General features: G+C 42.6%; 11 protein-coding genes and 1 pseudogene. 10 read left to right on the top strand and 2 right to left on the bottom strand.

Annotated elements, in window-relative coordinates:
- The first annotated feature begins 22 nt into the window (after window positions 1–22).
- Both ABLU95_RS19640 and ABLU95_RS19635 read left to right on the top strand, forming a co-directional pair.
- Window positions 23–1,525 (top strand): AAA family ATPase, encoded by a 1,503-nt coding sequence (locus ABLU95_RS19640; protein WP_348880244.1) that lies wholly within the window; start codon window positions 23–25, stop codon window positions 1,523–1,525.
- Window positions 1,518–2,192 (top strand): HNH endonuclease, encoded by a 675-nt coding sequence (locus ABLU95_RS19635; protein ID WP_348880243.1) that lies wholly within the window; start codon window positions 1,518–1,520, stop codon window positions 2,190–2,192. The genes ABLU95_RS19640 and ABLU95_RS19635 overlap by 8 nt, the downstream gene beginning before the upstream one ends.
- Before the next feature lie 357 nt (window positions 2,193–2,549).
- Here the strand turns inward: ABLU95_RS19635 and ABLU95_RS19630 are convergent, their stop codons facing one another.
- The gene (locus ABLU95_RS19630; protein ID WP_348880241.1) at window positions 2,550–3,467 is read right to left on the bottom strand and encodes a hypothetical protein; all 918 of its coding nucleotides are present in this window, start codon (window positions 3,465–3,467) and stop codon (window positions 2,550–2,552) included.
- A gap of 416 nt (window positions 3,468–3,883) precedes the next feature.
- Here ABLU95_RS19630 and ABLU95_RS19625 point away from each other — a divergent pair, with 416 nt between their 5' ends.
- From ABLU95_RS19625 to ABLU95_RS19590, 8 genes and pseudogenes are all read left to right on the top strand, one after another.
- A complete protein-coding gene (locus ABLU95_RS19625) occupies window positions 3,884–4,462 on the top strand; it encodes an inovirus-type Gp2 protein (protein WP_348880239.1) in 579 nt (192 codons plus the stop codon).
- Between the two features lie 107 nt (window positions 4,463–4,569).
- Window positions 4,570–4,779 carry an AlpA family transcriptional regulator gene (locus ABLU95_RS19620; RefSeq protein ID WP_045345989.1) on the top strand — a complete coding sequence of 70 codons (210 nt, stop codon included), beginning with the start codon at window positions 4,570–4,572 and terminating at the stop codon, window positions 4,777–4,779.
- Between the two features lie 192 nt (window positions 4,780–4,971).
- A pseudogene (locus tag ABLU95_RS19615) lies at window positions 4,972–5,392 on the top strand (putative zinc ribbon protein).
- Between the two features lie 104 nt (window positions 5,393–5,496).
- Complete coding sequence (locus ABLU95_RS19610) at window positions 5,497–5,619, top strand: zinc-ribbon domain-containing protein (protein ID WP_242696939.1); 123 nt, start codon at window positions 5,497–5,499, stop codon at window positions 5,617–5,619.
- Between the two features lie 250 nt (window positions 5,620–5,869).
- Window positions 5,870–6,094: a hypothetical protein gene (locus ABLU95_RS19605; RefSeq protein ID WP_232675459.1), complete on the top strand. Its 225-nt coding sequence runs from the start codon at window positions 5,870–5,872 to the stop codon at window positions 6,092–6,094.
- A gap of 69 nt (window positions 6,095–6,163) precedes the next feature.
- Window positions 6,164–6,427 (top strand): hypothetical protein, encoded by a 264-nt coding sequence (locus ABLU95_RS19600; protein ID WP_348880236.1) that lies wholly within the window; start codon window positions 6,164–6,166, stop codon window positions 6,425–6,427.
- Between the two features lie 584 nt (window positions 6,428–7,011).
- Window positions 7,012–9,009: a DEAD/DEAH box helicase family protein gene (locus ABLU95_RS19595; RefSeq protein WP_064489887.1), complete on the top strand. Its 1,998-nt coding sequence runs from the start codon at window positions 7,012–7,014 to the stop codon at window positions 9,007–9,009.
- 81 nt (window positions 9,010–9,090) lie between these two features.
- Window positions 9,091–10,905, top strand: coding sequence for a DEAD/DEAH box helicase family protein (locus tag ABLU95_RS19590; protein WP_207527847.1), 1,815 nt, complete (start codon window positions 9,091–9,093; stop codon window positions 10,903–10,905).
- Between the two features lie 67 nt (window positions 10,906–10,972).
- Here the strand turns inward: ABLU95_RS19590 and pglZ are convergent, their stop codons facing one another.
- Window positions 10,973–13,009, bottom strand: a complete 2,037-nt coding sequence (gene pglZ / locus ABLU95_RS19585) for a BREX-1 system phosphatase PglZ type B (RefSeq protein ID WP_348880234.1) — start codon at window positions 13,007–13,009, stop codon at window positions 10,973–10,975.

The raw sequence follows: 13,009 nt of genomic DNA, 5'->3' as shown, positions 1-13,009 counted from the left end.
AATGTTTAGAATAAATTCAATCATGAACGACAGTCGAGACAAGGTAAGAGTCCATGACTTTAGTGAAGACTCACATAAAAATTATTACACAATTCTCACTGGCGATAATGCAAGCGGCAAATCTAGTTTATTAAGTAAGGCTATAAATTTCTTTCTGTTTAGCAATGTAAATAACAAAGATCGCAACCCCGCTGTTGAACTTGAATGTTTATCAGAGAGGAATCCTAGCAAAATCATTGCCATATGCAACTCAAAGTTTGATAGATTCACATCCAATAAAATCCTCAATGATAAATTAAATAATAAAGAAGCAACTCAAATTACAATGAGTTACATTCACCCAGAGGTAAATGACAATACCAGGAGAGGGATATCGGGTATTGTTGACCAATGCATTAAAAATTCATTGCGTCATAAAAACATAAGAGGTTTGCAAGACGCTAATAGAGTGAAAGAAGCATTTATGATGTTTGGGTTGCAATCTGATTTGCACCTTAAGTGTACTTTGAATACACAAAACATAAAGTATGTCTTGTCTATATTAAGCAGCCTGGTTAATGGTGGGGTGATACTGTCTGACGAAGGTATTACGCATACTAAGAAAATTGATTATTCAAAAAACGAAGAGTTAAAAAATAAAAACTTCAAGTTGGACAAGTCTATTGAGATTATTTTAAGAGAAAGTGAATATAAAAACCATTTGGATGGGTTATACGACACGTTGCTAATGTTAGATGCAGGGAAGTTTACACAGGGAAATTTTAGTAGTATATATTTTTCTGTTGCAGAAGGAACAATTAGCACGGAATCTAAATATCTATTTGATGATCTAAATGAAGCTGAAATAATTAATATTTTATTTGTATTGGATGTGATTAATGTTTCTGATATTCAGGTTATGCATCTTAACTCAAAAAAAGAAGTCAACATAGTTTCACTGAGTTCTGGGCAGAGAACATTATTCGGCAATGCAATTGTATTAAGTGGATATGTAGAAAAAAACTGCATGATATGTATTGACGAACCAGAGAATAGTTTACATCCTGAATGGCAACTTAATTTTATGCGTTTCATCTCTCTTTTATGCCCCGACACTCTTGAAGCTCATATACTTATTGCGACGCATTCACCTCAAATTATTTCTGGCATGCAGTTTGATAATGGTTGTGTGCTGTCCCTAGAAAAAAGAGATAATTTTGATTCAATAATAAGAAAAGAAAACAAATATGAAGAAGGTGGTTTTTATGAACTACAGCCTTTGAAAGCCTATAGAGAGCAGTCTGCTGGCAAACAACTTACAGGTGTTTTTAAAAGCCCTGGGTATAAAAATGACTTTATCATAAAAAAATTACTCTTAATACTGTCTAAGATATCAAAAAAAATCGCTCTTACAAAAGATGATAATGAATTTATGGACGAAATCAGCATACTCATTGATAAAAAGAGAATACCGGAAGGAGACCCTGTACAACTGATATTCAAGCAGATCCTTAGCTTTGAGTATGCAAGGAACTCTGATGATTAATAGATCTATTGTATACAGCGCAACAGCTCAGGAATTTGTAGATACATTCAATGGAGACGCCTCGCATTGGGATGGTACGTGCGCAGTGCGTAAAGCCTTCCGAAAAGAAGTTAGAGATTATCATCGCGATGAACAAGAGTTCACATGTCCTTATTGTGGGAGATTAAGAGAAGAATTTCATGGTGGGCAATGGGATATTGATCATATTATCCCCAAATCTTCTTACCCACTATATCTCTACACCCCAAGAAATCTTGCTGTTACGTGCAAAGACTGTAATACGCATAAATCCAAAAAAAATCCACTACTAATTACACTCGACAGCGGAGCACCCTACCCTGAGAATACTGAGTCTTACAAAATAATACATCCGCATTTTGACTCTTACAATGAACATATTACGCTAAGAAAAGATAAAAAAGGTCGATCATATCATGAAGTAATTACAGATAAAGGCCGCGAAACTTTCCTTATGTGCAATTTGATTCGGTTCAGCGAAGTGATTTGTGGCACCTCTGAGTTTATTCCTGAGTTGGGAACTGAAATTGGTATCACTAATAGCTTTAGTGAGTCAGTTCAAGTATGGTTGGCGGATTATGACGATCTAAATCCTATCGATGCGGAAATCGCCTTACAGGCTCTGATGCAAAAAATAAGCCTGCGTTGACACCTAGTCAATTGGAAAGATAACAGACAGTGTAGTTAACAGTAGTAATGGGCGTGTTAAGCTAATTTTATTTAGCTATTTAGGGAGCAAAATGCTCCCGCTAATTAATATACAGTAAAGTTAGTGACGCTTTCATCTGGCAGTAAGAAAGCCGCAAACTTCCGCTCCTCGCTCATTGCGGACCTTCAGATCAGCTAGCCTGCACGCTTCGAGCCAGAAGTAATCGTTCTAATTTTCATACCTCAGCTATGTACTCTGTACGTAACGGGACAAGAGGGAGTAGTTAGAGAACCCTGGTCGATTCAGATTCATAACAGCACTGAGAAATCAGACGAAGAAACCACTGAGATCACAACGCTATTTAGCAGATCGCCGATAAGATTTCGCCGCTTGCCAGGCATGTTTCATCTTCTCAATAAACTCCAGCTTCTCTTCAGGTTGGACATTCCACACATCTATAGCCGCAATAATCATGTCATAACGCATAGACGTATTATAAGGGCGAAGATAGCCCGCTATTCGTCCTTTTCCTTTGAGATAATCCCAGAGATATACTAACTGAGTTTCATCATCTCGTGACATCCAGTCAAAATCTGTCAGAAAAAAATCATATTGCTCAAGCCAACGCTCATGCAGTTTTCTGAAATAAGAGATCTTATCTCCAAGTGAGCATGGAGCTTCATCAATGTACCTCATCACACCATTGATCAGTTCACGCTCAGTTACCGGAGTGGGATTGTACACATCGGTACTTGCTCCCGCGTTCAGATAAAATCGGGAGAAAACACGTTTCGGTTTTTTCGAAGCAGTAGACTGTGGATTTGTTATCAAGTCCCAATCAATATCGTCCAAATCTATATTCAAATTAGAGAAATCAATATTGGTGAAGATATTATCGCCCATTAAAAGAGAATTAAAATCACTAGAACAACCGACGTCATTCCCCAACCCACCAAGCGTCAACCCTGCAGATTTTACTGGGTATTCAAAAATGTAATGGTGAGCAAACCACGATGCTCTAGGTGTACCTTTGAAACAATCAAAATAATCTTTATCAATCAGTTGCAGGTCAGCCCATTCTTTAAGTGTTTTCCGCGCAATTTTGATTCTGTCCTGATCGCCATGAAAATGCCGTTCAAGAATCTGAGAGATCAAGCGTCGAAAATCATCCGGCGTATCATAAGTACTGCACAGTAACGAGTGATCTGTGTTGAAAATCCTATTTAACGTTTTTAGGAACATTATCTCGTAGCGGATCATATCGTAATGCAACATCATCTCTTCCCTCTAACTCTGGCTCCTGAACACAGATTAGCATGAGCATCTTTTTGGTAGATGGAGGAGAGTCACAGACCTGAAGAATGACTGATTTTTAACTGATATCCTGCTGATTTTATTGTGATAATACTCTGACATTTCACTGCGTTATTCCTGTGTTTTTTACTCTATGAATCTCCTCTGTTCACCTCATTAGAATCGTTCAACAGCAGATATGAACATTTGGGTTTTTAGTATAATTAAGGGGTACTCCCTGTTTCTATACCACCCTGTTCACAGCTCCTTCCCCCAATCATTAACCCTGCCTGTCATCCCCTTGATACACAGTTCCTTGTATCTGCCGTATCCCCGCTTCTCTTAAAAATTACATCTCATCCCAATCCTTTGCACTCCATCTGACAAAGGATAAATCAATGCACACACCTTACCCTTTTTACCCTAGATACACGATGAACTGGTTTCTACTGTCTCTGATCAATAACCACCTGAATCAGCTACTGAACCGATACTCGCGAATACAGGCACTCAGACTCGACCTGTTCTATCAGAAAGGTACAGAGCGTTATAAACGTCATTCATGGAATGAAACCGAGCAAGAGGTGCGCATGCTGGTTGAACGCACCGTGCAACACACAAATCTGGCAGGGTATTTCTGGGTACTCGAGAACTCTATAGACCACGGCTGCCATGCCCATATCGTGTTCTATCTCGACAGGCACCTTAATCAGGCTACCTACCCAATAGCTGAGAGAGTCGGAACAATATGGCGGAAAATCACGCAACGAGAAGGGTATTACAACCGCTGCGAATACAAACCTACTTATGACGTCAGTATTGATAAGCCGGTGAACTACGATGATACCGAAGCCATCGATAACCTGCGCTACATCATCAGCTACCTTGCCAAAGAAGAGCAAAAGCACGGTCACTATCACTATGGAGCCAGTGAGGTACCGCCACCCAGTGGACTGGGGCGTCCTCGCACATTGTAACTTACGTTCTGCACTTTTTTACGTATCAATCCATTGATGTGGAAGGGCTGGTGGTAACGAGCGATCAACCACCAGCTCAGGATAATCCCACAATGGAAGACAGCATCATGACAAAACATATTTCTTTAATCGATGACCAACTGGTGGATATGCGGTTCATCACGAAGCTAACGGGGCTGACGGATAAATGGTTCTATAAGCTGATTAAAGATGGTCTATTCCCGAAGCCAATTAAGCTGGGCCGCAGCTCCCGCTGGCGACAGAGTGAAGTCGAAGACTGGCTACTGCAACGTATTGCGGACTCACGAGGCGGTTGATACGCTCAACTCTCTCTGAATTTTATTGTAGTAAGCCCCTTCGCTTACCAGTTTTCCCTGACACAGCTCACCTGAAGTCACCAGCTATTACCAGTAGCTCCCCTTCAAACGACCTAACTTGATAAACCTGCCAGACTACCCGAACAGGGACGGCTGACGTCTACGCATCGTCTGGCGGTAAGGGGCCCAAATATGTTTGCCAAATCTTCTATCGTACTCGACGGTAATTGTCGCCTGACCGGTGCAAGAACGACACAGCAGTATCAGTATGGCCATTACGGCAGTCCCTGTGTGGCAGTGCGCTGCAATTCAATCCTTAATACGACACAAAACGGCCGTGGTTTGAATACGGTGCAGAAGATCTCACGAAGAGCTACGGCGAGCAGTACTGCCCATATGTAAAGCCCGTTGTGACAGAGACCTGTCATATCCGGCAAATGCAACATTATGTATAGGATGTCCGTTGGTTTCCGTGGCTGTTTGGCACTGTTACGGCTGCGACAGCGATTGCCACGGAGAACGCTACTGCCTGACCTACCGGACCGGTGAGTACAGCCGGGTGTGCTCTGATGCTCAACATAAGATTCTTGAGGTAACGGTATGCGCCTACTGAAATGTTACCCAGCAAATGACCGTGAAGGTCACTTTGTGACCGCCGGTGAGGTCATGAGTGTACCGGGGCAGATATGGAGTTTTGCCTCCTGCTGATGTTGTCTGGTGTTGCATGCCGGCACTTTTAGCGACCCGGCGTGGTTTGAACACGATACGCGGGCCGTGGCCTGGGATGTGCTGATGAACTTTGCCCATCTTGCCCCGGAAGTGAAGGCTGAGGCCTGGTAGAGGAAGCTGCGCAATATGCTCAACGGAATGGATGCTACGGTAATGACGCTGTTCTCGTACTGTGTGTAGTGCGGTGACCATTATCAGGGGGGAAGCAATGTTACCGGTGCCAGACCGGTATCTACAGCATCGAAGAAGCTAACTGGCAGAGAAACTACTGCTGCAGTACCAGATAGTTCCTCATTCTTATGAACAAGATACTGCCGTAGAGGCGGTGTCCCCCCTGATTTAACTCGAAGAGGTTTGCATTGTGAATCATTCTTACACACGGGCTTCTGATGCTATCAGCACGGATGCCGTCAGCACGCGTGCATTTCTGCAACAGGCTGTTGACCATTACCCGCGACTGGCGGCATTCAGCTTTACGCTGAAATTTCCGTATCGTGAAGTCATGAGTGAATACCGGTCATTGATTCTGCGTTTTCATACTGAGTTCTGGCTGCGCACAGGCGAATATTCGCGCCTGTGTCAGTAGGCACGCCGTCATTCGCCTCCCACAGTACTACACTGGTTGTGGGAGTCTGTCAGTGCACCAGAATGCAAAATGCTGCTGTTGATGAATCTTGTTACACTGGGGGCTATAAGCAACGTACAACATATTGAGAATGCTCAGCAGGCAACAAGCGAGATCATACGTGACGCATGGCTGACTGTGACGGGTACTGATCGCAATGGTGTCACGAACATAACGCCGATTATCGTTAATCGACCGGGTAAAGACGTTTATATTGCGCCATTTAACCAGTTACAAAAACAGGTTCAGGCGATGTGTCAACCCGTAGCGATAGCAAAAACGGGGACGGGCTAACACATTCTCATTAACTTGTGTGGGGGACTCTATTGGGAACTATAATCAGGACGTTCAAATGATTTGCACAAGCATCAAAGAAGTACGGTCAGGTATGGTAGCGCCTGGGTCGCAAGTATGCCGCCAGCAGCATTTTCCAGCACCACTTTGTACTCCCTACTGTAACTTTTATGACGGCCCATTTGGGCTTTGGTGATGCCGCCTGCGCTTGCAGGGTTTGCAGCCAGTGACAACCTTAGGGAGGGCGTCCACCACATCGCTTTATGCATAAAGCTCAGCTATGCATGTTAGGAGGGAGGGGCAAATCGACGAATCAAAGAATCACGCTGTTGCATGGGTCATCAACAGGCTTAACAAAACGAAGATATTACACTTTAATAGCTAGAAAAAACGCTCATAATGGCATCCATAAGAACAAAAAACCTGTTCCCTAAGCTTCCAGACCTAACTTTATTCAGGAAAGTCGGTGTGTAGAGCTGTCAACATTTGCATCTGCGTAGTGTTTGGTTACATAGAACTCTATCGCATGATAACTAAACACCACTTACGAATATTAATAACGTAAACAAATTCAGGATGTAAAGTTGAACGCACAAGCACAAAAACATCGACAACTAGTACTTTCTATTCTTCAGAGCGAAGCGCTACATCAGCACCAAGTAACAGCAGCTACCAAAGTATTTGATGCTTTAACTGGCAATGTGCGAGCAGTAGTGACAGCCGCCGAAATGCAAGCAGGTAAATCAGGCATTTCGCTAGCCCTGTGTTGCTTACAGCGATTAAGTCTCTCCGAGACAGATATTTGCAATCGTAAGCAGCTAAAAGACACACTTTACCTGGTTACAATGCCTGATACCGCCCTCAAAGAACAAGCTGAAGAAGACCTCAAGCTTGCCAAGAATGTTGTCGTCAGTAATTTTGTGAACTTCGAAAAGGCATTGGAAAATGAATTTAAAGGCAATCCACCTAAGCTAATTATTATTGATGAATGTCACTATGGCTCAAATGTCACTGCTGTTCGATACAGTAGGATCTTCGACTACCTGGAACAAGAGAACGATAGTTGTAAAGTCGTCTTCATCTCTGCCACCCCCTTCGGTGCTCTCTATGGAGCAGAGACTGAATATCAAGAAGCTCTAGAACTTCAACAAGAAGCTAAGAATGATAATGATGCAGAACTATTAACTCAAGCCCGAAATGTTGCTGAAGCGGCCTTAAAAGACTCAATCTTGCGTCGAGACTTTAACACCCGCCTGGTATTCCACAAAACTAGCGATGAATACTACGGCGTCCGAGAGATGCTAATGAATAGTAAGGTCAAAGGCCTTGAGGATGAAAGTCGTAATTTCCTTTGCAAGTCCGTTCAACGCGATGAGTTTGTTCAACAATTTCTGAGTCATAAAGGTATGGGATGGTCACTCGTAAGGGTGCCCGCTGGTTTGGCGATGGAAGCTAAGCAGTTTCTCATATCGCAAGGCATCGATGAGAATGCTGTTTACATTATTGGTAATTCATTAGCAGGGGTACCAGAAGATGAACATTGCAGCATTGAGCAATTCAAAAAGGAGTTTGATGATGCTCAGTTGTTCGAAGAAAAACTAATCGCTATTACTGTTGCTGGAGCTCGAGCTGGTATCAACTTCGGTGCGATGATGAAAAATAATCTCATCTCGACGTGGGATAGTACAGTTGCCAGTGTTGCAGCAGTGGTGCAAGCCAACATTGGCAGGGCGTGTGGTTACCATGAAAACAACTCTTCAACTCATTTCACTAACTTAAATGCAGCTGAGGCTTATGCTTGTATCCTTGACCATCTTGAAAACACCTGCTCTGACCAAGCAGCGTCTGATTTCGAAGGGTTAAAAGAGTTTTTTGAAGATGTGTGCCAGGAATACCATGTCAACGGTTTGGATGTTGGGTTAACTATCAAATACAAACGTCGTCGCCCAATCGGTGATGTTGAAACGTATAAAACTGATAGCTACATTGCTGTACCCGCAAAACTTCTTGACGATGATGCAGAGTTCACCGAGTACACAAAAGATAAGTATCTTCTTCAGGCGATCGATATTATTCGCAAAGAGTTCACGATTAAAGGTGCGCCAAGCGTCAAAGGTAATCGAGCTATGCGAGGTAAAGGCAAGAACTGGATCAAGGCACATTGGGTCAATGGGGATAGTTACAATAACCCCGAGAAGGCACGCGCTGACGGAACTCAAAAAGAAAAAACTAAAACCCACACCCAACAAATTGATAATGGGGAATATTTAGAGTTTAACCGCGTTGTAGCACCTGGTTCCGGAGAGTTATCTGAAGATAAGTTTGTGGTAGCTACCATTTTTAGCGTTTACAACATTTCTCGCCGAAATGTCGCAAAGAAAATTATGACTCTTGAAGATGTTTGGGAGATGTGCGACTACTTTGGTGTTGAGCATGATGACACTCTACTTGTTATCTACAAGCGCGGTGAGTATGACCTTGAACGTACTCTTGCTAAGAAACAGCACAACGAACTTCCTGAGCAGTCAGGTGAGCTTAGCGATGAATCCCATTTCTCTGACAAAGTAGAATCTACTTATTAATACAAGGGGCTGCATGCCCCCTAAACTTTATATTGACATATGAATAGCTCAAATAAGTATCGCAACTATGTCCAGTGTTCAATGGCTGAAAATACTTTTGAACACCAACGCAACGCTGCTGAGAAAGCATTTACTAAATTGAACTCTGGTTCAAAAGCAGTGATCCTTGCTGCGGAAATGCAGTCAGGAAAATCAGGTATCGCTCTTGCCCTTGCCTGCCTTCAGAGACTATCTTTACCCGATGAATTATTGGCTAACCGGAAATACTTAAAAGATACTTTATATCTTGTGACAATGGCAGATCTGGCACTTCAAGAGCAAGCAAAGCGTGACCTTGCCCCCTGCAAAAATGTCGTTGTTAGTAACTTCACAAATATAGATAATGCGCTTAAATCGGATTTTAAGCGCCAACCACCTAAGCTCATCATCATCGATGAGTGTCACTATGGTTCTGGCATTGATAGTGTTCGCTATGAAAAGGTATTTAATTACCTGGAACAAGTTAATGTAGACTGTAAAGTTGTATTTATTTCCGCAACTCCATTTAGCTCACTCTACTCAGCTAGCGAAGATTCCATTCTACGTCACAGCTTCAATACGTCTTTGGTATTTCACAAAGCTAGTGATGAATATCATGGCATTCGACAAATGCATCGCAGTAACCAGCTGGTCAAACTTGATGATGATCAACGCGATTTTTGTGAAGATTCACTGCTACAAAAGCGCTTTATACGCCAGTTTAAAGAACATCAGGGCGTAGGCTGGTCACTGATTAGGGTTCCATCAAGTCAAGCAAACATAGCCAAACAAGTACTGATTAATCAAGGTGTAGATGAAGAGCAAATCTTAATCATAGGTCAAAAGCTTGTTGGCGTTGGCGATCACGAACTCTCATCTATCGATGACTTCAAACGAGCGTACGAAACAGCAGCAATGTTTGATGAAAAGATAATCGCTATAACTGTGGCTGGATTTCGCGCTGGTATTAACTTTGGCCAAGAAATGAAAAACACGCTAATAAACACATGGGATAGCTCTATTGCCAATATAGCCGCAGTGGTGCAAGCCAACGTTGGCAGAGCATGTGGATACCACCAGAATACTCAGGCGAAACATTTTACAAACCTGGAAGCTGTTCGAGCGTATTCAGAACTACTTGATCATCTTGAGGCCAGCGATGAATTGAATGATTTCGATGGGTTACGGTATTCATTTGAAGATATTTGTGCGAAATATCAAGTCAGAGGCTTTGACCGAGGAATGTTTATCACCCCTTTTTCTGAAACTGTAATCACCAAAAAACGTGATGATTCGGAAACATTTCTAACTCAAAGCTATCTAGTCATTCCTGGAAAATTGTCTGAGCCCGAAGTTAATTTCAGCGCCTATACCAACGATCCACAGCTGCTTGAGGCAATCAAATTAATTCGTGACGAATTCCTGAATGAAGGAACGCCCTATCCTAAATCTGGTCGTGCAATGCGAGGTGATGATAGAAACTGGATAAAAGCTCAGTGGGTAAATGGAGTCACCTATAATGACTTCTCGCCGAGCTGTGCGAAGAGCAGAGTGCTGGATTTTAATTCACGCCTGGAGCTGGGTGAAGATGTAGAATTCAACTTAATTGTTAACCCTGGTGGCGGAGAGACCACTGCTGACAAACTCATAGTTGCGTGCGTATTCAGTATTTATAATCTTTCTAAACAAAAAGATGCTTACAAACGTGCCATGGACCGAGAGGATATGCGGGAAATTAGTGAAGCCTTAGGTTGTGAATATGACGATACGATTATGGTGCTCTATCAGCGCGGAAACTACTCTAGTGGAGTGACAGAACAAAAAAAAGTAACTACAAAACAGCTATCTCGCATCCGCAATTCCAGCGTGTTCAAATAGCTAAAAGCCGCTGTTATAAGCGGCTTTTAGAAAATATTCGATGAAACTTATTTTAAGTAATAAAATTCTAGTCCTTAGTAACTTTAATTACAGGTGTCAGGCATTCTTGCAAACTTAGGCCACCATGATTGTAGTAATCTCCCGCAGTAAATGCACTGATGCCTGGAGCCATGGCAAGTGACACTGAGGAATTCCAATACCACTCTACCTGAGGCAAATTCGTACTGGCATTATCCTTGAGAATAGCACATCTTGATAAGTACTTACGAACCAATGGTTTTTCAAGATCTGCTTTAGGTAATTGATCTGGAAGCCATAACCAACCATGATCCGTGACAATACGGATTTGCTTCCATCCAGCTTCAAACAAATAGCTAACCCTATCAGCTATTTCTTCAAGAACATCATCAATACCAAGAGGTAATTTTCTTTGCTGCTGATGTCCCAGGTTATCCAGGTCACCTGTTTGTAGCCACGCTAAGCCATTAGGCTCACCAGTATCCAATCCTTCAAGGTATTGCCACCCCTGTTGTGCCAATGCTTTTTTTAATTGATAGCTACTAAACTCACTACCCGTTGCCACTACTGAAGGCTTAAAATCCTGAGTGTCATAAGCACCGTTCAAAAGTGCAGCAACAGGAGTAACCGCAGCTTTCGCTGTATCAGTTAAAGATGGCAGAGCACTCCATTGTGTTTTGGTATCGACAATCAAATGACGCGCAGTAAGCTTACGCTCTAATACTTTAGCGCAATCAAAACGCAAACCATCTACAAAAAACACTACCATCCCTTTAACCTGGTAAGTAGCTGTCGCTTCCTTAATTTCAGTATTCCCAGGATATCCTTTTCTTTTAACCAACTGTTGGAAGTTAAGCGATACCTCGTTCAACCAAGGGGAATATATTAGTTTTAATACATTTGCGACTAATTCCTGTTGGCCCGGTTCTTTTGCCAATGCCATGGCCTGCAACGCTGCAGCATCGACTTGCCAGAAGCACTCCTGATATAGCTCTGCCATCTCTTCCGGTGACTGATGATTGAACACTTGCTGGGTCAATTCAGCGACTTTTGCCAGATGGGCCAAAATCTCGAGGTATTTAGATTCCCCTAATCGATACCAAAGCCAGCTTTCGCGCTCTTTATTCTGTTGATATAGTGAACAGATAGTTCCTCTAACTTTGTTTACATCAAGTTGAGGAAGGCCAGCAAGCGCATCGGCAAGGCTTTTTTCATCGCGAGTATTTTCAATAGGATAATGACTTAAATCAGCAGCTAAATCAGGGGTTACATCACGAAGGACAAGGATTAATCCTGATAGGTTATGTGCGGTATCTTCAAAGCGCTGCCACACTTCTTGCCACGCCCCTTGGGCAGATAAAAGGGATGCGAGCATTTGAGAATAATTAGCATCTGTTGGTTCATAACCAAACTGACTTGAGCAAGTATTACTGAAAAGCGACCATTTATTGTCGTCCCACTGCTTACGCTTATCTTCGGGATTATTCAGCCACCCAAGTAGATCTTTAATAGGATCATTAAATACTAATGATTGAAAATCTTTAGCCTCTAACCGCTTTCCTTGTAAGTCTTCAACACGGGATTCTAAAAGATCCTTCAAGATTTGGGGGATAATTTCTAATGTGTTTTTATCTTTTGCTACGTCTAATTCAAGCCCAACTCGTGGGTTTGTCAGAAAAGAATTTATACTCCAATCACGTCCTGCCGTATTATAGGCCCACCAACACCCACGATATTGTAATTCTGCTAAAGGACGTAAATAGTCCGGGCAATCTTCGATAGCGCGCAACGCTTTTCGCCCAATTTTGGGAAGATAGATAATTGGTGTACGACCTTCAGGTAACATAACATCTTCCAACACCCCAGCAATGGCACACTTCAACCAAATAGCCGGACCAGTCCGCTGCTCTGGTTGATAATCACCAAGTTCGAGCAGCTCTGGAATAAATTGTTTAATCAATGGCATGGCACTTTGCCATTGACAGGCTTCATCTGTCCATAGCACCGCTGCTGGGGCCTCCTGCACCGCAGGATTAAAATGTGCACTACCCCGTAGCTGCTCTATCAATTTATCAATTACTTGCAT

The organism is Klebsiella sp. GG_Kp146, from assembly GCF_040061975.1.
GTDB lineage: Bacteria > Pseudomonadota > Gammaproteobacteria > Enterobacterales > Enterobacteriaceae > Klebsiella > Klebsiella quasipneumoniae.
The sequence above is the reverse complement of the archived record's forward strand: the minus strand, read 5'-3'. Positions and strand labels throughout refer to the sequence as shown.